This is a genomic window from Aliiroseovarius sediminilitoris (genome assembly GCF_900109955.1).
GTDB lineage: Bacteria > Pseudomonadota > Alphaproteobacteria > Rhodobacterales > Rhodobacteraceae > Aliiroseovarius > Aliiroseovarius sediminilitoris.
In genome coordinates, this window is the sequence record NZ_FOJB01000001.1 from 256,812 (window position 1) to 278,805 (window position 21,994).

Sequence of the window (21,994 nt, forward strand, 5' to 3'; positions counted from 1 at the left end):
TGGGATCAGGGGCCGATGCTTTGCAAGGTCGGCTCCCACAACATCGCCTAAGAGAGGATTTTGAGCATGGCTAAAGTCATCGGTATCGACCTCGGCACCACCAACTCTTGTGTTGCCATCATGGACGGCTCGCAACCGCGGGTCATTGAAAACGCAGAAGGCGCACGCACGACGCCTTCGATCGTCGCCTTCAAGGACGACGAACGCCTTGTTGGTCAGTCGGCAAAACGTCAGGCTGTCACCAACCCCGACAACACCGTCTTTGCAGTGAAGCGCCTGATCGGTCGCAACATGCAAGACCCGGCTGTCGAGAAAGACAAGAAGCTTGTCCCTTACGCCATCGTAGATGGTGGCAATGGTGACGCATGGGTTGAAGCTGCCGGGCAGAAATATTCGCCCTCGCAAATCTCGGCCTTCATTCTGGGCAAGATGAAAGAGACGGCAGAAAGCTATTTGGGTGAGGAAGTCACTCAGGCCGTGATCACCGTGCCCGCCTATTTCAATGACGCCCAGCGTCAGGCCACCAAAGACGCCGGCAAGATCGCTGGCCTTGAAGTGTTGCGCATCATCAACGAACCGACGGCTGCTGCACTGGCCTATGGCCTGGACAAGTCGGAAACCCACACCATCGCGGTTTATGACCTTGGCGGCGGCACGTTCGACGTGACCATTCTGGAAATCGACGACGGCCTCTTTGAAGTGAAATCCACCAACGGCGACACGTTCCTTGGCGGTGAAGACTTCGACATGCGCATCGTTCAGTATCTGGTCGATGAGTTCAAAAAGGAAAACCAGGTCGATCTGTCGAAAGACAAGATGGCCTTGCAACGCCTGAAAGAAGCCGCCGAAAAAGCCAAGATCGAGCTGTCCAGCTCGTCGCAGACCGAGATCAACCAGCCCTTCATCTCGATGGGGTCGGATGGCTCGCCCTTGCACATGGTCATGAAGCTGACCCGCGCCAAGCTGGAAAGCCTTGTGTCGGACCTGATCAAACGCTCGATGAAGCCCTGCCAGGCTGCGCTGAAAGACGCTGGTCTGTCGAAAGACGACATCGACGAGGTGGTTCTGGTCGGTGGTATGACCCGTATGCCGAAGGTCATCGAAGAAGTGTCGAAATTCTTCGGCAAGGAACCCCACAAAGGTGTGAACCCGGACGAGGTTGTGGCCATGGGTGCCGCCATTCAGGCCGGTGTTCTGCAAGGCGACGTGAAAGACGTTGTGCTTCTGGACGTGACCCCGCTGTCGCTGGGCATCGAAACGCTGGGTGGTGTGTTCACACGCCTGATCGACCGCAACACGACGATCCCGACCAAGAAGTCGCAGATCTTCTCGACCGCGGAAGACAACCAGAACGCCGTGACGCTGCGCGTGTTCCAGGGTGAGCGTGAAATGGCCGCCGATAACAAGATCCTTGGCCAGTTCAATCTGGAAGACATCCCGCCCGCACCGCGTGGCATGCCGCAGATCGAAGTGACCTTCGACATCGACGCCAACGGCATCGTGGAAGTGGGCGCCAAGGACAAAGGCACGGGCAAAGAGCAGAAGATCACCATTCAAGCCTCGGGCGGTCTGTCGGATGACGACATCGAAGCCATGGTGAAAGACGCCGAAGCCAATGCCGAGGCCGATAAGGAGCGCAAAGAGCTTGTCGAAGCCAAGAACCAGGCCGAAAGCCTGATCCATTCGACCGAAAAGGCGATGGAAGAGCATAACGACAAGGTCGACCCGACCACGATCGAAGCGATCGAGCTGGCCATTGCCGCGCTGAAGGATGTGATGGAAGAAGACAATGCCGACAAGATCAAGTCGGGCATCCAGAACGTCACCGAAGCGGCCATGAAGCTGGGTGAAGCGATCTATAAGTCGCAACAAGAAGAAGCGGCTGGCGAAGAGCCCGAAGACGCCGATGGCCCTTCGGCGGTGGATGACGACATTGTCGACGCCGACTTCGAAGACCTTGACGACGAAAACAAGCGTTAAGTCTGAATAGGTAACGGGCGGGGCTGCCCTTGCAGCCCTGCCCCCTCCCAAAGGGAGATTTCCATGTCAAAGCGTGATTATTACGAAGTTCTCGGAGTGTCGAAGGGCGCGTCTGCGGAGGAGCTGAAAAAGGCTTACCGCAAGAAGGCAAAAGAGCTTCACCCTGATCGCAACTCGGACAACCCTGATGCCGAAGCCCAGTTCAAAGAGGCGAACGAGGCTTATGACGTGCTGAAGGATGCCGACAAGAAAGCGGCCTATGACCGGTTTGGGCATGCTGCCTTTGATGGCGGCATGGGCGGCCGTCCCGGTGGCGGGCACCATGGCGGCAATGGCGATTTCGCCAGTGCGTTTTCCGATGTGTTCGACGACCTGTTCGGTGACTTCATGGGCGGCGGTCGTGGCGGCGGCGCGCGCGCGCAACGAGGGTCTGATCTGCGCTATAACCTGCGTGTGACGCTGGAAGAAGCGTTCGCAGGGCTACAAAAGACCATCAACGTGCCGACATCCGTGTCCTGCGACGAATGCAGTGGCACAGGGGCCGAAGCGGGGGCCGAACCAACCGTTTGTCCGACCTGTTCGGGCATGGGAAAAGTGCGTGCCCAGCAAGGGTTCTTTACCGTCGAACGCACCTGCCCAACCTGTCAGGGCACCGGGCAGATGATCCAGAACCCCTGCAAAAGCTGCGGTGGCGCGGGCCGCAAGCACAAGGAACGCTCACTGTCGGTCAACATCCCGGCAGGGGTGGAAACCGGCACGCGGATCCGTTTGTCTGGCGAAGGCGAAGCCGGATTGCGCGGTGGTCCGACGGGGGATCTGTATATCTTCATCGACGTGGCCGAGCACCCGATCTTCGACCGCGAAGGCCCGCATCTTCATTGTCGCGTGCCAGTCTCGATGGCCTCTGCGGCGCTGGGCGGCGATATCGAAGTGCCGACCATCGACGGCGGCCGGTCGCGGGTGAAAATCCCGGCGGGCAGCCAATCGGGGCGGCAGATGCGTCTGCGGTCAAAAGGTATGCCGGGCCTGCGGGGCGGGCCGCGTGGCGATATGTATATCGAACTTGCGGTGGAAACGCCGGTGAACCTGACCGCGAAGCAAAAAGAGCTGTTGCGCGATTTCGAAAAACTGTCGGAAGAGAACAATCCCGAAAGCTCATCCTTCTTCACCAAGGTGAAGAGTTTTTGGGACAGTATGAAAGGCTAACAACCATGCGTTGTTAACCTTTCATTCACCACTTTTGGTGCAGTCTGCTCTCATGACCGAGAGCAGACAATTCCAGTTCGATGAAATGCCACAGGCGCTGTTTGACGCAGACGAAGCGCCTGTTCTTCCGGTGGCGGTCAAGGACGGCAAACTGCCATCCTATATCAAGGACCACCGCAAACGCCTGCGCGATCGGTTCATGGATGGCGGGGCGCAGGCAATGCCGGATTACGAAATGTTAGAGCTTGTGCTGTTCCGCGCCATTCCGCGACGGGATGTGAAGCCGCTGGCGCGCTGTCTGCTGGACACATTCGGCGATTTCAACCGCGTGGTGACGGCGCCCGTGCAGCGCCTGCGCGATGTGCCGGGGATTGGTGACGCTGTGATCACCGAATTGAAGATCGTGGAAGCCGCAGCGCAGCGCATGGCGCGCAGCCGTGTCATTCAGCGGCATGTGATTTCATCCTGGGATGCGGTGCTGGATTATTGCCACACGACCATGGCGCATCGCGACACTGAACAGTTCCGGGTGCTGTTTCTTGATCGTAAAAACGTTCTGATCGCGGACGAGGCGCAGGGGCAGGGCACCGTGGATCATGTGCCGGTCTATCCGCGCGAGGTGGTCAAACGGGCGCTGGAACTGAATGCCTCGGCAATCATCCTTGTGCACAACCACCCTTCAGGCGACCCCACGCCATCTGATAGCGATATTCAGATGACACAGCAGGTGAACGACGCGGCAACCGCGCTGGGTCTGACACTGCATGACCATCTGATCATCGGCAAATCGACAGAGCTTAGCTTTCGCGGGTCGGGGTATCTATAAGATCAGTCAACCCAGATTTCGACCCGACGGTTGACGCGGCGCCCCCATGCGCTGTCGTCACAGGCCATGGGCATCGCTTCACCAAACGCATCGACCTGAAGATCAACCCGGGTATCGTCGAAAGCCTCTAGCTGCGCCAAGACCTGCTTGCGCACGGCCGTGGCGCGTTTGCGGGCCAGATCAAGGTTTTGCGCCGCCGCGCCCTGTCCATCAGAGAACCCGACAAACACCATCTGACGCCCATCAAAACGCCCACTTTCCAAAGCCTTAGCCAGCAGCGCGACGTTGGAACGGGAAGGCGCATCCAACCGGGTTGAACCCCCTTGGAAGCGGAAGCTGATCGACAAGCGGTCCTTGCCGTCGAACATATCCACCATGCGCTTCAACTCGGGCAGGGCCACTTCGTCACCGGCTGCTGAAACGGCGTTGGCCATACGATCCCCCTGATCCTGTATCGGAATACGCGTCAGCGCCTGATCGACAAACCCGGCCCGGCGCGTCACGAACTGCGCGCTGTCGGTGCGAAGATAAGACAGAAACTCGCGCCCCAGAAGCGGCAGACGCCGCTCGGGCAGATACAGATACATTGGCATGGTCAGCGGATAATCTTCCGACTTGATCGACCGGGCCGATGCCTGCACGCGGAAGCCACAGGTGCCGGACAGTTGAACAACCTCGCCATTGCCGGGGCGCATGAAGGACGTGATCGCGATGCCGAACGGATCACGCGCGATGGCATCATTCAACGCTTTGGTCGACGGATGGAAGCGCACCCGATCCGACAGGCTGACACCGCTTGCGGCGATGACTTGTTGCATGAAGGCAGGGCCAAAGCCTTCTTCGATATCCATCAGATAGGGCGTGATGGGGGCGTCTTCGCCGCCAAGCTCGCTCCAATTCCTGATCTTGCCGGCATAGATGGCCGCCAGTTGCGCAATGGACAGTTTGGTAACTGGATTACCCGGTGACACAACCGGCACCAGCGCATCCAGCGCGATCACCCGGCTTTGCCGCGCAATCCGCAGATCGCCCAACCCAGCCTCGCGCGCCATGCTGCGTTCACGGGTCGACGCCTGCCGCATCGACAGAACCATATCAGCCTGCTGCCCCAACAGATCTGCAAACCCTTCGGCGCTCGAGGTCAGCTTGATCGTTATGCGAGCCTGTTCCTGCCCGGAAACCCCATCATAGAGCGTGTAGAGCGTGCCGATCCCCAACACTTCTTCACGTTTGAGCGCATACCCTTCGCGCAGTGCGAAGCCTTCGACCAGGGCAGGAAACAACACCTCGCCCATCGCATAAGCTCCTGAAATGGTCAGTTCCGCCACAAACGGTCCAAGGTTTGGGCAACCCGGTCCCTCGCAGGTGACGCCGGAACTGTCGACGGTCAGGATGCCAAACTCGGTATCCACCCGGTAGAACTCGCCATCGAAGGTCAGAAGGGTGCCGGTCAGCTCGATCTCGCCATCCCGAGAGGTCAGCGTTACATCGCCAGCGACAGCGGCCTGACCAGTTGCCAGCATCACATAGGCCATCGCGACGACCGCGCGCAAAATGTTCATGGCGCCCCCCAACCCGTGCAAATCCCTTGCGCAATCATCCGAATTGGCGTGCGGGATTTCAACCACTGATGTTGTCAGCGCGACCGATCATGCCAATCGACCGTGACAATGTTTGAACTTCTTTCCTGATCCGCAAGGGCAGGGATCGTTGCGTGACGGGTTGCCCCATGTCGCCGGGTTGGTTTCGTCAAACCCGTCCTTCGTATCCTGAGCTTCATCCGCAGCCTGCGCCAACGCCTTCTGCTGCTGGACCATCTGCTGCATCATCGCCTGCTGTTCTTCCTCGGACATCGGGCGAATCTGGGCCAGTTTCTTGGTCACATCGGCACGCAGACCATCCAGCAGGCTTTCGAACAACTGGAACGCTTCATTCTTGTATTCGTTCAGCGGATCACGTTGGGCATAGCCGCGGAACCCGACGACCGAGCGCAGGTGATCCAGCGTCAGAAGATGATCGCGCCACTTGCTGTCGATCGTTTGCAGCACCAGTTGCTTTTCGATGGACCGCATGGTTTCTGGCCCGAAATCTGCGGCTTTCTTGGCCATGAAGGCGTCCGATGCATCGTAAAGCCGTTCGCGAATGCTGTCATCGTCCACGCCTTCCTCGGCGGCCCAGTCAATTACCGGGGCTTCGAAGCCCAGATTCTCGATCACCGCCGCTTGCAAACCCTGGGTATCCCACTGATCCGCATAGGATTTTGGTGGCATATGAACGTCAACCAGATCGTCAATCACCTGATGGCGCATGTCACCCACGATCTCGGACAGGTCTTCGGCTTCCATGATTTCCAGACGCTGACCAAAGATCGCTTTCCGCTGATCATTCATCACGTCGTCAAACTTCAGCAGTTGTTTACGAATGTCGAAGTTGCGGCCTTCGACCTTGGCTTGCGCACGCTCCAGTGACTTGTTCACCCACGGGTGAATGATCGCCTCGCCTTCTTTCATGCCAAGGGTGGACAACACCTTTTCCAACCGCTCGGATCCGAAAATGCGCATCAGGTCATCTTCCAGCGACAGAAAGAACGATGATCGACCCGGGTCGCCCTGACGGCCGGAACGGCCGCGCAACTGGTTGTCGATCCGGCGGCTTTCGTGACGTTCGGTGGCCAGAACGAACAGGCCACCGGCTTCTTTCACGGCTTGTTCATCCGCCTTGTGGGCGGCTTCAATCTCGGCGCGGATTTCGTCGGGGTTGCCATCAGGGTTGGCGGCAATCGCCTCCATCACCTTGAACTCAACGTTTCCGCCCAGCTTGATGTCGGTCCCCCGACCGGCCATATTCGTGGCGATTGTCACGGCGCCCAGCTTACCTGCGTCTGCAACGATCTGCGCTTCACGCTCGTGTTGGCGCGCGTTCAGAACGTCATGCTTGATGCCCGCTTCAGTCAAAAGCTGCGACAGCGTTTCCGATTTCTCAATCGAGGTGGTGCCGACCAGGATCGGCTGCCCTTTTTCGTTGGCGGTGCGGATTTCCTCGACCACTGCGCCATATTTCTCGCCCGTGGTACGATAGACGGCATCGTGCTCGTCCACCCGCGCAATGGGTCGGTTGGTCGGGATCTCTACCACACCCAAGCCATAGATTTCGTCGAATTCATCGGCTTCGGTCAGGGCCGTGCCGGTCATGCCGGACAACTTGTTGTATAAGCGAAAATAGTTCTGGAACGTCACAGATGCCAAGGTCACGTTTTCTGGCTGTGTCTTGCAGCCTTCCTTGGCTTCAATCGCCTGGTGCAGGCCTTCAGACATGCGGCGACCGGCCATCATGCGTCCTGTAAATTCGTCGATCAGCACAACTTCACCGTCGCGCACAATATAGTCCTTGTCGCGCTGGAACAGCTTGTGCGCCCGCAAGCCCTGGTTGACGTGGTGAACGATGGTCGTGCTTTCCGGGTCGTAAAGCGACTGACCTTCAGGCAGCAGGCCGCGCGCATGCAGCACCTCTTCCAGAAACTCGTTGCCTTCCTCGGTAAAAGTGGCGCCACGGTTCTTTTCGTCAATGGTATAATGCTCTTCAGTCAGCTCTGGGATCAGCGCGTCGATGGTCACATAAAGCTCTGAGCGATCTTCGGACGGACCAGAGATGATCAGGGGCGTGCGCGCCTCGTCAATCAGGATCGAGTCAACCTCATCCACGATCGCAAAATTATGACCGCGCTGATACATATCTTTCAGTTCGGATTTCATATTGTCGCGCAGATAGTCGAACCCAAGCTCATTGTTGGTCGCATAGGTCACGTCACAGGCATAGGCGGCGCGTTTTTCGTCATCTGCCTGATGCGGATAGACAACGCCGGTTGTCAGCCCCAACGCGCCATAAACCTTGCCCATCCAATCCGCGTCACGCCTGGCCAGATAGTCGTTCACCGTAACGATATGGACACCGTCGCCCGACAGCGCGTTCAGATAGGCGGGGAAGGTTGCGACAAGGGTTTTCCCTTCGCCGGTCTTCATTTCTGCAATGTTTCCACGGTGCAGGAAAATCCCGCCGATCAACTGCGTATCAAATGCCCGCAAGCCCAGCGCGCGTTTCGCAGCCTCTCGGCAGTTCGCGAAGGCTTCGGGCAGGATCGCATCCAGCTTTTCGCCGTCTGCGATGCGTTTTTTGAACTCTTCGGTCTTGGCGATGATGCCGTCATCCGTCAGGGCGGCAAATTCATCCTCAAGCGCGTTGATTTGTTCGACGATCGGGCGGGTCGTTTTGATCATTCGGTCATTGGGGGTGCCAAAGACCTTGCGCGCGATTTTTCCAAGCATATTTTCTTGCCTCAATGCGGTTCTGACGCTGGTGTGACCAGAGGGAACTTGCCCGTCCCTGCATGGCCCCCTATCTAGGGGCTCAAGAACCAGCGCTCTCAAGCCTTCAAGCGATGTAAGCGCCGGGTGTAAAACTGTCAATGTTGCCGGGGAAACCGGCCTGATTTGAGGATAAAAACATGTTGAAACGCAACGCTCTTCTTTTGAGCTCCGCCTTGTCGGTCTGGCTGGCGCTACCACTGAGTGCCCAAGATACCGGCACGACCGAGGCACAAACGGACATGCCAGAGGTCGAAATGATCGAGCTGACAGGCGACACGGTGATTGCCACCGTCAACGGTGAAGACATCACCATGGCGCATCTGGTTGCTGCGCGGGCCAGCCTTCCCGAGCAGTTTCAGCAATTGCCCGATGATGTGCTGCTGCCGGGCATTGTCGAACAATTGATCCAGCAGGCGGTTTTGGGGCAAGCCATGGGCGAACTGAGCAACCGCGCCGAGATTCGTCTGGAGAACCAGCGTCGTGAACTGGCTGCCAATGAAAAGGTAGAAGAAGTAATCTCGGGTGCCGTGACCGATGAGGCTTTGCAGGCGGCATATGATACGGAATATGCCAATGCCGAACCGACACAGGAATTCAGTGCCGCTCATATCTTGGTCGAAACCGAAGACAAGGCGAAAGAACTGATCGAGGAACTGGACGGCGGGGCGGATTTTGCCGAGCTGGCGAAAGAAAACTCCACCGGCCCCTCGGGTCCAAATGGTGGCGATTTGGGCTGGTTTACTGCCGGTATGATGGTCAAGCCATTTGAAGATGCAGTGATGGGCTTGGAAGCTGGTGCCATTTCGGCCCCTGTCCAAACGCAGTTTGGCTGGCATGTGATCAAGCTGAATGAAACCCGGATGAAAGGCGCGCCGACGCTGGACGAAGTGCGCGACGAACTAAGCGCCAAAGTCGAGAACGACGCTGTCGAAGCTGCGCTGAAGGCGCTGCTGGATGCCGCAAAAATTGACCGCATCGCGCTTGAGGGGATCGACCCGGCCGCGTTGCGTGATATGACGCTTCTGGACAAGTAAACCAAAAAGGGTGTGGGCATGGGAAAGAATGCCAAGATCAAGAAGCTGAAAAAGAAGCTGCGGAAGTTGAAAGCGCGACTTGTCGCCGCACAGACCCATACCCATGCCATCGCACCGCTGGCGCCAAAAACCTTCCCCGACCTGCCGGTGATAGCAGGCGCGCGGTTCGCGGCGGCCAAGGCGGGGATCAAATATGCAGATCGGCTGGACGTCATGCTGGCCGAACTGCAACCCGGCACCTCCATCGCTGGCGTCTTTACCAGGTCGGCAACGCGGTCTGCCCCCGTGTTGGATTGTCAGGCCAAATTGGGGTCCGACACTTCCGAGGGTGCCGCGATTCTGGTCAATGCCGGAAACTCGAACGCGTTTACGGGTGCCGCCGGTGACGGGTCGGTTGACGCCATCACATCCGAGGTGGCCAGGGCGCTGTCGATTCCGAAAAACAGGGTCTATACTGCCTCAACTGGCGTGATTGGCGAGCCTTTGCCCCATGATCGCATTGTCGCACGGATTGATGAGATGGCAGGCACGTTGGTGCCAGACGGGCTGGAACAAGCCGCACAAGCCATTCGCACCACCGATACCTTCGCCAAAGGTGCCAAGGCCGAGGTCAAGATGGGGGATCGCACCGTCCATATTGCCGGGATCGGCAAAGGGTCAGGTATGATCGCACCTGACATGGCAACCATGCTGGTGTTCATCTTTACCGACGCCAAAGTTGCGCAGGACGACCTGCAATCCATGCTGTCGGAGCTGACTGAAACGAGCTTCAACAGCATCACGGTGGACAGTGACACCTCCACATCTGACACGCTTCTTTTGGCGGCCACCGGCGCTTCGGGCGTCGAGGTCAAGAAAGGCAACCAGGCATTCCGCACCGCTTTGCATGGGGTCATGCTGGATCTGGCACATCAGGTCGTGCGCGATGGCGAGGGGGCAACCAAATTCGTCGAGGTGCGCGTCACCGGCGCGAGATCCGACACTGATGCTCGCACTCACGCACTGGCGATCGCAAATTCCCCGCTGGTGAAAACCGCAATTGCGGGCGAAGACCCGAACTGGGGTCGCGTGGTCATGGCGATCGGAAAATCCGGTGCCTATGCCGAACGCGACAAGCTGTCGATCCGGTTCGGGGATGTTCTGGTGGCCGAAGATGGCTGGGTTTCACCGCAGTATCGCGAGGAAGATGGCGCGGACTATATGAAACGGGACGAGCTTGTCATTGCCGTCGATCTGGGTGTTGGTGACGGCACTTCATCTGTCTGGACCTGCGATCTGACCCATGGATACATTCAAATCAACGCTGACTATCGATCATAACGCGGGTTAGGGGCGTGGAATGAAGGTTGTTCTTGTCTCGGCCGTGGCGCTGATCGACCGCGATGGTCGGGTGTTGCTGGCGCAACGACCCGAAGGCAAATCCATGGCGGGGCTGTGGGAGTTTCCCGGCGGCAAGGTTGAGCCCGGCGAGACGCCCGAGCACGCACTGATCCGTGAACTCAAGGAAGAGCTTGATATCGACACCTGGGCCTCTTGCCTTGCGCCGCTGACTTTTGCCAGCCACAGCTATGAGGACTTTCACCTTTTGATGCCGGTCTTTGCGTGTCGAAAATGGGAAGGCCAGCCAAAACCGCAAGAAGGTCAATTGCTTAGCTGGGCGCGTATAGACAAACTTCGAGACTATCCCATGCCACCAGCCGACCTTCCGCTAATCCCCATTTTGCGTGACTGGCTGTAAACCGCGCACATCTTGGCGAGAATATGTTCAAACACAAAATACCTGCTATGGTTGCACCGAATCGTTGTCTATGAATTGGGAGAATTCTGATGTTGCGGACGATTGTGCTTGGAAGTTGCGTAATGGTGCAGGGTCAGTATGTCCGGGATCTTTCAGACGGACGTATCGTCGTTCGGGTCGAAGATCGCTTGTTTTCGGGTCGCCCGGTTGACCAGCGCAAGGCAGCTTAACCCATCACCGGTATTGATTGCCTGTTGGCGAACGAATAAGGGGACGGTCAGACCGTCCCCTTTTTTGCATCCCGGCGCTGGGTGTTAATCCAGCGAGCGTTCGACTTCTTCACGTTCGAAGATCTCGATCACGTCATTGGGTCGGATGTCGTCATAATTCTCGAACGCCATCCCGCATTCCTGACCTGACTGCACCTCTTTCACTTCGTCCTTGAAGCGTTTCAGTGTTTTCAACGTGCCTTCGTGGATCACCACGTTGTCCCGCAGCAAGCGCACACCAGCCGAGCGGCGCGCGACGCCTTCGGTGACAAGACAGCCGGCAACCTTGCCAACGCCTGACACTTTGAAGACTTCACGAATCTCGGCATAGCCGATGAAGTTTTCACGCACTTCGGCGGACAACAGACCCGACGCCGCCGCTTTCACATCATCCACCAGATCATAGATGATCGAGTAATAGCGGATCTCGACGCCCTTCTGGTTGGCCGAATTACGCGCCGATGCGTTCGCACGGACGTTGAAACCAATCACAGGCGCACCCGACGCTTCGGCCAGACCGATGTCGGATTCCGTGATCGCGCCAACACCATAGTGCAGCACGCGTACGCGCACTTCGTCGTTGCCGATTTTCTCCATCGCCTGAACGATGGCTTCGGCGGACCCTTGAACGTCGGCTTTGACCAGAATGGGCAGCTCGGCGACATCTTCGTCGGCCTTCGCCTTTGCCATCATCTGCTCCAGCGTGGTCGCGGCACCTGCTGCTGCACGCTTGTCCTTGGCGGCCTGCTCGCGATATTCAGCGATTTCGCGGGCCTGCGCTTCGGTATCCACAACGTTCAGAACATCGCCCGCTTCGGGTGTGCCGTTCAGGCCAAGCACCTCTACCGGGACAGAAGGCCCGGCTTCCGACACACGATCACCCTGATCGTTCACCAGCGCACGGACCTTGCCGTATTGTTCGCCCACAACGAAGATGTCACCCTGTTTCAGCGTACCGTTCTGCACCAGAACGGTGGCCACAGGTCCGCGACCCACGTCAAGCTGCGCTTCGATCACAGCACCGGATGCGGCACGGTTCGGGTTGGCTTTCAGCTCAAGTATCTCGGCCTGAAGCGCGATGGCTTCCAGCAGTTCATCCAGCCCCTGACCGGTGATGGCCGACACCTCGACATCCTGCACGTCGCCCGACATCTTTTCGACAATCACTTCATGTTGCAAAAGCTCGGCGCGCACCTGATCGGGGTTTGCCGCGGGTTTGTCACATTTGTTGATGGCGACGATCATCGGCACTTTGGCCGCCTTGGCGTGGTTGATCGCTTCGATGGTCTGCGGCATCACCGCATCATCGGCAGCCACAACCAGAACCACGATATCCGTGACCTGCGCCCCACGGGCACGCATCGACGTAAACGCCGCGTGGCCGGGCGTATCAAGGAAGGACAGCACCGCGCCGCTATCGGTTCTGACCTGATAGGCCCCGATATGCTGGGTGATCCCGCCTGCTTCACCCGCCGTCACCTTTGCGTTCCGAATCGCATCCAGAAGCGAGGTTTTACCGTGGTCAACGTGACCCATGATGGTGATGACCGGCGGACGATCGACAAGGTCTTCTTCCTTGTCTTCGACCTGATCAATCACATCCTCAACATCGGCATCCGACACGCGTACGACCTTGTGGCCAAACTCCTCGATAATCAGTTCGGCGGTGTCTGCATCAATGGATTGGTTCTGCGTGACCATCATGCCCATGTTCATCAGCGACTTGACGACATCCGCCACGCGCTCGGCCATGCGAACGGCAAGCTCGGACACCACGATGGCTTCCGGCAGCTGCACGTCACGAATGATCTTTTCGCGATCGACCTGTTCGCCCATCGCTTTCTGACGCGCGCGTTCCTGCTTGCGGCGCATCGAGGCGACCGAGCGGTGACGATCGCCACCACCGCGCAGGGCCTGGTTCAGCGTCAGCTTGCCTGAACGACGGCCATCGTCGCGCGCCGCACCTTTGGTGTTGCGGTTCTGACGATCCGCGGCTCCGCCACGGTCATCTTTCTTGCGCGGGCCTGATGCTGCTTTCCCGGCGCCACGCTGTTCAGCAGCTTGGGCGGCGGCAGGATCAGCGGCAGGCGCCGGTTGCTTGACACTCTTCTTGGCTTCTTCGGCATCGCGCTTCTTGCGATCTTCCTCTTCAGCCTTCGCTTTCAGGGCTTCTTCGCGTTCACGCTCTTCGCGTTCTTTGGCCTCAGTCTCTTCGCGGCGGCGATTGCGTTCTTCCTCGCGCGCCTTTTCCTCGGCGGCGCGGGCTTCGGCTTCTTCCGTCTCGCGGGCCTTGGCGGCCTGCAAGGCTTTCATCCGGCGCTCCAGCTCGGCATCCGAAATGCCGGCGGGGCGTTTCTTTGGATCGCCCGCCGCAGGAGAGGTCGCACCAGCACCCGAAGCCGCACCCGGCTTGGGCACGACAACGCGCTTGCGTTTCGTTTCGACCACGACGTTCTTCGTCCGCCCGTGGCTAAAGCTTTGCTTTACCTGACCGGGGCGTGATCCGCCGCGCAGTCCCAGGGTTTTTTTGCCGTCATTATCGCTCATCTGGTCTTCGTACCTTTCCGGTGACCGTTGCCACCGTCGCTATCTTGCACGCGCATCGCTTGTAGTTTCTTGGCTTCCTCTACAACACGGGATGCCAAACCACCAGACGCAAGCGCGCCATGTATCACATTTTCACGCCCGAAGGCCATTCCCAGCTCATCCGCCGTCAGGCAGGTAAAGAACCGGTCGCGGCCGGGCGGTGGGCGGAGCTTCGACTTGCCCCTCTCGGACCCATCCGACGCCTGGATCAAGACCGCCGCTTGCTCCTTAACAAGCCAGTCTTTCACCTTTTCAAACCCGGCGACCGCACCCCCCGCTTTCCGCGCAAGGCTGATCAGGTGGACCACGCGTGCCGCCAGCGCCTTTTCAAGCATCGGCAGCAAATCACCGGGCACGGTCACTTGCTGTTTGGCCGCGCGGGAAAACAATCCCTTGGTGGCGGCCTTTGTCAGCGCAGCACGGTCAGCAGACACCCAAATCCCACGACCGGGCAGTTTGCCAAGCAGGTCCGGCACAATCGACCCATCCGGCCCGACGACAAATCGGATCAACCCGGCCTTGGGCTGGGTTTCTCCGGTCGCGATACAGCGCCGTTCCGGCTCTTCCGGCCCCTTGTTTTGACCACCGCGCGTCATGCGCCGCCCCCGAGGCCTGAGATCAGGCCTCGGCCTCCTCGGTTGCGTCGTCTTCGTCGGCTTCCTCTTCGGTCACGAGATCGGCGGGATCGACCCAACCCAACAGGATGCGGGCCGTCATCACCATGTCTTGCGCCTGTTCCAGCGTGATGCCGAATTTTTCAAGCGAACCATCGTCCTTTGTCCGCTCGCCATCAACCGTGGTCCAGCCACCGGCCAGTTCCCAGTCGGCGCAGGTGGCAAAGTCTTCGAGCGATTTCACGCCATCTTCGGCCAGCGCTTCGATCATCTGCGGGGTCAGGCCTTCGAAGGCAATCAGGCTGTCTTCGACGCCCAGCGCGCGGGCGTTTTCCAGCGCCTTGGCATTCTGTGCTTCCAGATAGTCGCGGGCGCGGGCTTGAAGCTCTTCTGCCGTCGCGGCGTCGACACCGTCGATCACCAGCAACTCGTCAAGCTCCACATAAGCAACCTCTTCGAGGTTTGCAAATCCCTCGGACACAAGAAGCTGTGCGAAGAATTCGTCCAGATCCAGCGTGTCCATGAACAGCTTGGTGCGTTCGGCGAACTCGGCCTGACGACGTTCGCTTTCCTCGGCCTCGGTCATGATGTCGATGTCCAGACCCGTCAACTGCGAGGCCAGACGCACGTTCTGACCGCGACGGCCAATGGCCAGCGACAATTGCTCGTCAGGCACGACAACTTCGATCTTGCCGGCTTCTTCGTCCAGAACAACCTTCGAAACCTCAGCAGGCTGAAGCGCGTTCACAAGGAAGGTCGGCTGATCTTCGTTCCACGGAATGATGTCGATTTTCTCGCCCTGAAGCTCGTTCACCACGGCCTGAACGCGCGAACCACGCATACCCACACAGGCACCCACGGGATCAATCGAGCCATCATACGAGATCACGGCGATCTTCGCGCGCGAACCGGGGTCACGGGCTACCGCCTTGATCTCGATGATACCGTCATAGATTTCGGGAACTTCCATCTTGAACAGCTCGGCCATGAATTCAGGGGCAGTGCGGCTCAGGAAAATCTGCGGGCCACGGGCTTCGCGGCGCACATCCTTGATGTAGCAGCGGATGCGATCATTCGGGCGATAGGCTTCGCGGCCGATCTTCTCGTTCCGGCGCAGGATGGCTTCGCCAGTGCCCACGTCAACGATGACATTGCCATATTCTTCGCGTTTGACCTGACCATTGATGATCGTGCCGGCGCGGTCCTTGAATTCTTCATACTGGCGATCCCGCTCGGCTTCGCGGACCTTCTGCAAGATCACCTGCTTGGCGGATTGGGCGGCAATTCGACCCATTTCAACCGGCGGCACTTCTTCCACGAATGTGTCACCAACCTTGGGGTCGTCCATGTATTGCCTGGCCTGATCGACGGTGAACTCGGCCTGATAATTCTCAAGCTCGTCATCCTCGACCACGGTGCGCACGCGGGTGAAAGTGGCGCGGCCCGTCTTGCGGTCGATTGCCACGCGAATGTCCATTTCCGCGCCATACCGCGACTTGGCGGCGCGTGCCAGACTTTCTTCCATCGCTTCGATCACCAGCGCCGGGTCGATCATCTTTTCGCGCGCGACAGCCTCGGCGGTCTGGAGCAGCTCCAACTGGTTTGCAGAAGTAATTGCCATGGGTTCAGTCCTCCTCGGAACCGGTGATTTCTTGAATTTCGTCAAATTGCGTTTCGTCGATCTGACCCGTGTCTTTACGCTGGTTCAGAACTTGGCGAATAAGGTCATCTGTCAGGACCAGCTTGGCCTCTGACAGCCAATCAAAATCAAGCCCAATGGTGACTGTTTCGCCTTTATTCTCGATCTCGATCAGCACGTCATTGCCATCGACACCCGCCAATTCGCCCTTGAAGCGCTTGCGGCCGTCGATCAGCTCGGATGTTTCGATCTTGGCAATGTAACCGCTCCAGTCCGCGAAATCTTTCAGGCGGGTCAGGGGGCGGTCAATGCCGGGCGAGCCGACTTCAAGCGTATAGTTATCGTCAATCGGGTCCTCGACATCCAGAACCGCGCTGACGGCGGTCGAAATCTCGGCGCACTGGTCGACTTCGATCCCACCATCGGGGCGTTCGGCCATGATCTGCAATGTGGGCGTATTGCCGCCCATCAGGCGCAGACGCACAAGTTCAAACCCCATCCCTTCGATCACGGGCTGGACGATCTCGGCAAGACGCCGGTCTATGGCTGCTTTGGCAACAAGGTTGCTCACACGCATCTCCAAAACAAAAAAACGGGCCAGCGGGCCCGTCGGAATTTCCGGTGGAGCTTCGGGGGTGGAGGCCGAAGCGCCGCTGTTGAAAGGGGATATAGGTCAGTTATCGGCGGGATGCAAGCCGAGTCTGCTACGCCCCCAACGTATCGCGCTGCCGGGCCAGTTTTTCCATCGTGCGGATCAACTCGTCGGCGATGCCGCGCTCGGACAGTGCATGGCCCGCCATATGGATCATCCGCAGGTCAGAAGATGGCCAGCGTTGGTGCAGCCGATAAGCGGTTGTGGGGGGGCAAATCATGTCGTGGCGACCCTGCACGATGGTGCCGGGAATATGAGCAATCTTCGGCATATCCCGCAGAATCTGGCCATCCGTCTCAAGAAACGCGCCATGGGTGAAATAGTGGTTTTCCAGCCGCGCAAAGGCGCGGGCGTAATCCGCCGGGCTGTCAATCATCGTCCCAGTGTTGTTGATCGAGGCCAGCGCATTTTCCCACCCGGTCCAAGCCTTGGCAAAGCGCGCCTCTTCGCCCGGATTGCCGGAAAACAGGCGCCGGTTATAAGCGGCGATCATGTCGTGGCGCTCGTCCTCGGGAATCAGGCTTTCGAAACGTTCCCACAATTCGGGCCAGAACCGGCCCGCCCCACCGCCATAAAACCAGGTCAATTCCGTCTGCGTGGCCAGAAAGACACCGCGCAGAACCAGCCACGCCACACGGGACGGGTGCGTTTGCGCATAGATCAGCGCCAGCGTCGCCCCCCAACTGCCGCCGAACACGACCCAGCGATCAACGCCAAGGGTCAGCCGGATATGTTCGATGTCCTGCACCAGATGCCATGTGGTGTTGGCCTCGATACTGGCATGGGGGCGCGAGCGCCCGCAGCCGCGCTGATCAAACAGGATAATACGGTAATCATCAGGATCGAAGAACCGGCGCATCGCGGGTGACGACCCACCCCCCGGCCCGCCATGGAACACCACGACGGGGATGCCATGCGGATTTCCGCTTTGCTCGACATAGATGCGATGCCCATCACCCACATCCAACATGCGCCGATCAAACGGGTCGATCGGGGGATGAAGCCTTGCAGTGGCGTTGTTTTTTCCCGCGGCCTTGTCCATATGTCATCTATATATTGGCCGGGCCGCGCCCGCTATCAGAAAGAAAGACGCACGAGATGAGCACTGACGCCCAGACTACCGTTGACCCTGCCGAAGTTGCCAAGTTCGAAGCCATGGCCGCCGAGTGGTGGGATCCGACCGGCAAGTTCAAGCCATTGCACATGATGAACCCTGTGCGTCTGGATTATATCACCAACCAGATTGCCGCAGAGTTCGGGCGTGATCTGGTCGAGGTTGAACCGCTCAAGGGTCTGCGCCTGCTGGACATCGGTTGTGGTGGCGGGTTGCTGTCCGAACCCATGGCGCGGCTGGGGGCCGAGGTTGTCGGTGCAGACGCGGCGGCAGGCAACATTCCGGTTGCACAGGTTCATGCCGAACAGATGGGTCTCGACATTGATTATCGCCACACCACCGCCGAAGCCTTGGCCGACGCAGGTGAACAGTTCGACGTGGTTCTGAATATGGAGGTGGTGGAACACGTCGCCGACCCGCTGGCCTATCTGACCGCCTGTCAGAGACTGTTGAAGCCCGGCGGGCTGATGGTGGCCTCGACCATCAATCGCAATCCGAAAAGTTTCATGGTCGCCATTGTGGGGGCCGAACATGTCATGCGTTGGTTGCCCAAGGGCACGCATGAATGGTCGAAATTCATCACCCCGGAGGAGCTGGCCGATCTGATCGTCAAGGCAGGCCTGACCGAGGTTGACCGCAAGGGCATGGTGTTCAATCCGCTGAGGTGGAGCTGGTCAATCTCGGACCGCGATCTGTCGGTGAACTACGCGATGACCAGCGTGAAGTCGACAAACTAGCGCGGCGGTCAAAATCTGCACCATCAGGTCGGTCGCAAATTCAACGAACCTCACTCCATATCGCTCAGAATCTGGCGCATCTCGCGCAAGACAGGCAGAACGTTGCGCACCTTGTCCGGACCGATTTTCGTGACCATGTTGCCGATGATCGGTGTGATTGCCTGCAACGCCGCGTCGCGCGCTGCCCGACCAGAGGGTGAGATCGTCACGAACTTGCGCCGCGCATCGTCCCAATCCGGCCGGATATGCACGTGTCCGGCCCATTCGAGCTTGTTCAGCGTGTTGGTCATGGCGCCCCGCGTCACGTGAAACGCCTTCGCCAATTGCGCCGGGCTTTTTTCGTCGTTCAGGCGGGCCAAATGATTCAGCACGGAAAAATGGCTCAGCTCCATCCCTTTCGGCAACGCCTTGGACAAGCGGTTGCGCGCCAGTTGATCGGCCATGAACATTTCACTGAACAGGGCGACCGAAAGGGTATCAACCGAGCTTTCTGACATCAGGGGCCTTCAATTTCGCGATCATGGTCAAGCGACGGCACGCGTCGGCGCGACCTTCCCACGTCCGCAAGGTCAAGATCAACCATTGTGATGCCCGGCGTGTCCCCGCCATCTGCCAATACCTCGCCCCAGGGCGAGACAACCAGCGAGTGCCCGTGTGTGGCACGCGTCGGCCCGTTCTGCCCGCATTGCGCAGGGGCCAGAACAAACACTCCGTTTTCAATTGCACGGGCGCGCAACAGGCTTTCCCAATGCGCCTTGCCCGTCACGGGCGAAAAGGCGGCGGGCGTGGTGATGATCGTTGCGCCCGCTTTGGCGAGTTTACGATAGAGGTGCGGAAAGCGCATGTCATAGCAGATCGTCATACCGAGCTTGCCGAACGGGGTGTCCGCCACAACCGCTTTGCCGCCCGGACGATAGGCCGCGCTTTCGCGATAGGACTCGGTCTCGTCGATCTCGACATCGAACATGTGGATCTTGTCATAGCGGGCGGCGATCTTGCCTTCTGGCGTAATCAGGAAGGACCGGTTGGCAAACCGCCCGTCAGCGTCACCGGTCTTGAGCGCCAGCGACCCGATCAGCAGCCAGACGTCCAGCGCGGCAGCATCCGCCTGTATCGCGCTTAGGAACGGGTCGTCGGCTTCGTGGTGCAACACCGCTTGTTGGTGGCGGCGACTGACCGACAGGATATTACTGACCTCAGGGGTCAAAATGAACGTAGCCCCAGCCTCGGCGGCGTCACGGACCATGCGGCGCACGGTCTTCAGGTTGGCTTCGGGGTCTTCACCTGCGGTAAACTGGATCAGTGCCGTTTTCATACTCTAATCCGCCAGTAAAAGGTCAAGCTTGCCACCGCGCTCCAAGGCGGCCAGATCGTCGTACCCACCAACATGGGTGTCGCCGATGAAGATCTGCGGCACCGTGTGACGCCCGTTCGCACGCTGCATCATTTCCTGCCGCTTGTCCGGGCTCATCACCACGTCGATCTCGTCAAACGACACGCCCTTGCTGTTCAAAAGACGCTTTGCGGCGTGACAATACCCACAAAGCTGCGAGGAATAGATGGTGACAGGCTGCATGAAAGGCTCCGCGTCGTGACAGGCCAAGGTGGCCAGAACGTCCGAAACCTATGCGCCCCGCGTCACGCGGGCAAGGGCCAGCACATTTACGTGATCCGCACCGGCCGCAAGACAGGCCCGTGTGGCGGCATCGAAACTGGCGCCCGAGGTCATCACATCATCCACGAGCAACACGCGACGTCCTTCAAGCGAGCCGCTCTTCTTTGGGCGAGGGCGAATTGCCCCCCGCATGTTTTCGAAGCGTGTATCGACATCCATGCCATCATGGGGGCGTGTTCGCTTTGGCCGCTGCAAGGCATCAGGTATATGCGCGAGGCCTGACGTCTTTGCCAGAAACCGGGCAAGCTCGGCCGATTGGTTATACCGTCGGCGCAGCAGACGCGACCAGTGGATCGGCATCGGCACGATCAGGGTTTCGCGGCAAATCAATGGGGCGGCGGCACGGGCCAGCCAGGGGGCGGCGGCGCGGGCAAGCTCTGGCCGGTCGCCATGTTTAAGCGCCAGAACCAGCCGTCGAGCGTTACCGTCGTATATCATCGCGGCCCGACCCTGTTTCCAGGGCCGTTTCACGGTGAGGCAGGCATCGCAATGGATCGGCGTTCCTTCATCTTCTCCGGGCAAAGGGTCGCCACAAAGGTCGCAGGCAAGCCCCTCGATAAACGGGGTCTCGCGCCAGCACGCGCCGCAGAGTGCGAAATCCGCGTCTGTCGGCGCATCACAACTGATGCATTGCGGGGGATACAGAACGCCAAGCACCGATTGCATTTTCTTGCCTTCCTTCTATGGTCCGCGTCCATGACACAGACCGACCCAAACACGCCCCCGCGCCTGACCGATCGCACGCAGCTGGCCCGCAATCGCCGTCGCGCCGCGCCTGACGGGCTGTTTCTGCAAACCCTTGCCGCAGGCGAGGTGAAGGATCGCCTGACAGAGGTTAACAGAACGTTTACCAAGCCCGCCGTCGTTACAGGTTTCGCCGATATCTGGGCGCACGCGTTCCCAAAGGCGAAAATCGTTGCGGATGACGACACGCTTAACCTTGAGGTCGGCGCACATGATCTGGTGATTCACGGGCTGTCTCTGCACTGGGCGAATGATCCGGTTGGGCAATTGATACAGGCAAAGCGGGCGTTGGTGCCGGACGGGCTGTTCGTCGGTGTGCTGTTCGGTGGTCAAACCCTGGCCGAGTTGCGCGCCGTTCTGGCCGAGATCGAGATCGAGATGACCGGCGGCTTGTCGCCTCGCATCCTGCCGATGGGAGAGATCCGCGACCTTGGCGCGCTGTTGCAGCGGGCGGGCTTCGCGTTGCCGGTGGCTGACAGCGATCTGCGCGAAGTCTCTTATGAAAACGCCACTGCGCTGATCCGCGATCTACGCTTGATGGGCGAACGAAATGCGCTGGATCAGAGACTGAATACGCCGCTCTCCCGCGCGTTTCTGTCCGCTGTGAATAACCGCTATGCCAAACATTTCCCAGCGGGCGGTGGCCGCATCACCGCGAGCTTCGATCTGGTGTTTTTGACCGGCTGGGCACCCGATGACAGCCAGCCCAAACCCCTGCGTCCCGGATCCGCTGCGGCGCGCCTGGCTGAAGCGTTGGGCACGGATGAGACCAAATTGTCCGATTGACACCATTCCCCCAGCCCGCGATTGATCCAA

At 59.0% G+C, this 21,994-nt stretch carries 20 protein-coding genes; 9 read left to right on the forward strand and 11 right to left on the reverse strand.

The features are described from left to right. The first annotated feature begins 66 nt into the window (after positions 1-66). The 3 genes from dnaK (at position 67) to radC (ending at position 4,012) form a co-directional block, all read left to right on the forward strand. Entirely contained in the window at positions 67-1,980 is a 1,914-nt protein-coding gene (gene dnaK / locus BMY55_RS01225; protein WP_091427578.1) for a molecular chaperone DnaK, read from the forward strand. A gap of 63 nt (positions 1,981-2,043) precedes the next feature. Continuing rightward, the gene (gene dnaJ, locus BMY55_RS01230) at positions 2,044-3,186 is read left to right on the forward strand and encodes a molecular chaperone DnaJ (RefSeq protein ID WP_091427580.1); all 1,143 of its coding nucleotides are present in this window, start codon (positions 2,044-2,046) and stop codon (positions 3,184-3,186) included. A gap of 85 nt (positions 3,187-3,271) precedes the next feature. Then, complete coding sequence (radC, locus tag BMY55_RS01235) at positions 3,272-4,012, forward strand: RadC family protein (RefSeq protein WP_091431908.1); 741 nt, start codon at positions 3,272-3,274, stop codon at positions 4,010-4,012. A gap of 2 nt (positions 4,013-4,014) precedes the next feature. On the opposite strand, the gene BMY55_RS01240 is transcribed toward radC, so the two are convergent. Both BMY55_RS01240 and secA read right to left on the reverse strand, forming a co-directional pair. Next, complete coding sequence (locus tag BMY55_RS01240; protein ID WP_091427582.1) at positions 4,015-5,574, reverse strand: phosphate ABC transporter substrate-binding/OmpA family protein; 1,560 nt, start codon at positions 5,572-5,574, stop codon at positions 4,015-4,017. Between the two features lie 87 nt (positions 5,575-5,661). Beyond that, positions 5,662-8,334, reverse strand: a complete 2,673-nt coding sequence (gene secA, locus BMY55_RS01245) for a preprotein translocase subunit SecA (protein WP_091427584.1) — start codon at positions 8,332-8,334, stop codon at positions 5,662-5,664. Positions 8,335-8,513: 179 nt separating this feature from the next. Between secA and BMY55_RS01250 the strand changes: the two genes are divergently transcribed. The 4 genes from BMY55_RS01250 (at position 8,514) to BMY55_RS16855 (ending at position 11,378) form a co-directional block, all read left to right on the forward strand. Then, positions 8,514-9,410: a peptidylprolyl isomerase gene (locus BMY55_RS01250; RefSeq protein ID WP_091427586.1), complete on the forward strand. Its 897-nt coding sequence runs from the start codon at positions 8,514-8,516 to the stop codon at positions 9,408-9,410. Between the two features lie 18 nt (positions 9,411-9,428). Beyond that, a complete protein-coding gene (argJ, locus tag BMY55_RS01255) occupies positions 9,429-10,730 on the forward strand; it encodes a bifunctional glutamate N-acetyltransferase/amino-acid acetyltransferase ArgJ (protein WP_091427588.1) in 1,302 nt (433 codons plus the stop codon). A gap of 19 nt (positions 10,731-10,749) precedes the next feature. Next, positions 10,750-11,148 carry an 8-oxo-dGTP diphosphatase MutT gene (gene mutT / locus BMY55_RS01260; RefSeq protein ID WP_091427590.1) on the forward strand — a complete coding sequence of 133 codons (399 nt, stop codon included), beginning with the start codon at positions 10,750-10,752 and terminating at the stop codon, positions 11,146-11,148. 89 nt (positions 11,149-11,237) lie between these two features. Continuing rightward, on the forward strand, positions 11,238-11,378 hold the full coding sequence (locus BMY55_RS16855) for a hypothetical protein (protein ID WP_091427591.1): 141 nt from the start codon (positions 11,238-11,240) through the stop codon (positions 11,376-11,378). 84 nt (positions 11,379-11,462) lie between these two features. Here the strand turns inward: BMY55_RS16855 and infB are convergent, their stop codons facing one another. The 5 genes from infB to pip all read right to left on the reverse strand — a co-directional run bounded on the left by infB (position 11,463) and on the right by pip (position 17,950). Beyond that, positions 11,463-13,964: a translation initiation factor IF-2 gene (gene infB / locus BMY55_RS01270; protein ID WP_091427593.1), complete on the reverse strand. Its 2,502-nt coding sequence runs from the start codon at positions 13,962-13,964 to the stop codon at positions 11,463-11,465. Next, positions 13,961-14,599, reverse strand: coding sequence for an RNA-binding protein (locus BMY55_RS01275; protein WP_091427594.1), 639 nt, complete (start codon positions 14,597-14,599; stop codon positions 13,961-13,963). The genes infB and BMY55_RS01275 overlap by 4 nt, the downstream gene beginning before the upstream one ends. A 22-nt stretch (positions 14,600-14,621) precedes the next feature. Next, complete coding sequence (gene nusA / locus BMY55_RS01280) at positions 14,622-16,238, reverse strand: transcription termination factor NusA (protein WP_091427596.1); 1,617 nt, start codon at positions 16,236-16,238, stop codon at positions 14,622-14,624. Between the two features lie 4 nt (positions 16,239-16,242). Then, a complete protein-coding gene (rimP, locus tag BMY55_RS01285; protein WP_091431911.1) occupies positions 16,243-16,827 on the reverse strand; it encodes a ribosome maturation factor RimP in 585 nt (194 codons plus the stop codon). 133 nt (positions 16,828-16,960) lie between these two features. After that, positions 16,961-17,950: a prolyl aminopeptidase gene (gene pip, locus BMY55_RS01290; RefSeq protein WP_091427598.1), complete on the reverse strand. Its 990-nt coding sequence runs from the start codon at positions 17,948-17,950 to the stop codon at positions 16,961-16,963. A 56-nt stretch (positions 17,951-18,006) separates the two neighbouring features. On the opposite strand from pip, the gene ubiG reads away from it, so the two are divergent. After that, entirely contained in the window at positions 18,007-18,759 is a 753-nt protein-coding gene (gene ubiG / locus BMY55_RS01295) for a bifunctional 2-polyprenyl-6-hydroxyphenol methylase/3-demethylubiquinol 3-O-methyltransferase UbiG (protein ID WP_091427601.1), read from the forward strand. 50 nt (positions 18,760-18,809) lie between these two features. On the opposite strand, the gene BMY55_RS01300 is transcribed toward ubiG, so the two are convergent. Genes BMY55_RS01300 through BMY55_RS01315 form a run of 4 tightly spaced genes read right to left on the reverse strand, consistent with a single transcriptional unit; the run spans position 18,810 to position 21,100 of the window. Further along, complete coding sequence (locus BMY55_RS01300) at positions 18,810-19,256, reverse strand: MarR family winged helix-turn-helix transcriptional regulator (RefSeq protein WP_091427603.1); 447 nt, start codon at positions 19,254-19,256, stop codon at positions 18,810-18,812. After that, the gene (locus BMY55_RS01305) at positions 19,256-20,074 is read right to left on the reverse strand and encodes a carbon-nitrogen hydrolase family protein (RefSeq protein ID WP_091427605.1); all 819 of its coding nucleotides are present in this window, start codon (positions 20,072-20,074) and stop codon (positions 19,256-19,258) included. The genes BMY55_RS01300 and BMY55_RS01305 overlap by 1 nt, the downstream gene beginning before the upstream one ends. Positions 20,075-20,077: 3 nt before the next feature. Continuing rightward, positions 20,078-20,335 carry a glutaredoxin 3 gene (gene grxC / locus BMY55_RS01310; RefSeq protein WP_091427607.1) on the reverse strand — a complete coding sequence of 86 codons (258 nt, stop codon included), beginning with the start codon at positions 20,333-20,335 and terminating at the stop codon, positions 20,078-20,080. Between the two features lie 48 nt (positions 20,336-20,383). After that, positions 20,384-21,100 (reverse strand): double zinc ribbon domain-containing protein, encoded by a 717-nt coding sequence (locus BMY55_RS01315; protein ID WP_091427608.1) that lies wholly within the window; start codon positions 21,098-21,100, stop codon positions 20,384-20,386. A 30-nt stretch (positions 21,101-21,130) separates the two neighbouring features. On the opposite strand from BMY55_RS01315, the gene BMY55_RS01320 reads away from it, so the two are divergent. Continuing rightward, a complete protein-coding gene (locus BMY55_RS01320) occupies positions 21,131-21,964 on the forward strand; it encodes a methyltransferase domain-containing protein (RefSeq protein WP_091427610.1) in 834 nt (277 codons plus the stop codon). The last annotated feature ends 30 nt before the right edge of the window (positions 21,965-21,994 follow it).

Coding starts and splice junctions, on each gene's coding strand:
- BMY55_RS01240 (WP_091427582.1), bottom strand. CDS start 5,574: ATGAACATTTTGCGCGCGGTCGTCGCGATGGCCTATGTGATGCTGGCA.
- nusA (WP_091427596.1), bottom strand. CDS start 16,238: ATGGCAATTACTTCTGCAAACCAGTTGGAGCTGCTCCAGACCGCCGAG.
- BMY55_RS01300 (WP_091427603.1), bottom strand. CDS start 19,256: ATGTCAGAAAGCTCGGTTGATACCCTTTCGGTCGCCCTGTTCAGTGAA.
- BMY55_RS01250 (WP_091427586.1), top strand. CDS start 8,514: ATGTTGAAACGCAACGCTCTTCTTTTGAGCTCCGCCTTGTCGGTCTGG.
- dnaK (WP_091427578.1), top strand. CDS start 67: ATGGCTAAAGTCATCGGTATCGACCTCGGCACCACCAACTCTTGTGTT.
- pip (WP_091427598.1), bottom strand. CDS start 17,950: ATGGACAAGGCCGCGGGAAAAAACAACGCCACTGCAAGGCTTCATCCC.
- infB (WP_091427593.1), bottom strand. CDS start 13,964: ATGAGCGATAATGACGGCAAAAAAACCCTGGGACTGCGCGGCGGATCA.
- BMY55_RS16855 (WP_091427591.1), top strand. CDS start 11,238: ATGTTGCGGACGATTGTGCTTGGAAGTTGCGTAATGGTGCAGGGTCAG.
- BMY55_RS01315 (WP_091427608.1), bottom strand. CDS start 21,100: ATGCAATCGGTGCTTGGCGTTCTGTATCCCCCGCAATGCATCAGTTGT.
- BMY55_RS01320 (WP_091427610.1), top strand. CDS start 21,131: ATGACACAGACCGACCCAAACACGCCCCCGCGCCTGACCGATCGCACG.
- ubiG (WP_091427601.1), top strand. CDS start 18,007: ATGAGCACTGACGCCCAGACTACCGTTGACCCTGCCGAAGTTGCCAAG.
- BMY55_RS01275 (WP_091427594.1), bottom strand. CDS start 14,599: ATGACGCGCGGTGGTCAAAACAAGGGGCCGGAAGAGCCGGAACGGCGC.
- BMY55_RS01305 (WP_091427605.1), bottom strand. CDS start 20,074: ATGAAAACGGCACTGATCCAGTTTACCGCAGGTGAAGACCCCGAAGCC.
- mutT (WP_091427590.1), top strand. CDS start 10,750: ATGAAGGTTGTTCTTGTCTCGGCCGTGGCGCTGATCGACCGCGATGGT.
- radC (WP_091431908.1), top strand. CDS start 3,272: ATGCCACAGGCGCTGTTTGACGCAGACGAAGCGCCTGTTCTTCCGGTG.
- dnaJ (WP_091427580.1), top strand. CDS start 2,044: ATGTCAAAGCGTGATTATTACGAAGTTCTCGGAGTGTCGAAGGGCGCG.
- grxC (WP_091427607.1), bottom strand. CDS start 20,335: ATGCAGCCTGTCACCATCTATTCCTCGCAGCTTTGTGGGTATTGTCAC.
- secA (WP_091427584.1), bottom strand. CDS start 8,334: ATGCTTGGAAAAATCGCGCGCAAGGTCTTTGGCACCCCCAATGACCGA.
- argJ (WP_091427588.1), top strand. CDS start 9,429: ATGGGAAAGAATGCCAAGATCAAGAAGCTGAAAAAGAAGCTGCGGAAG.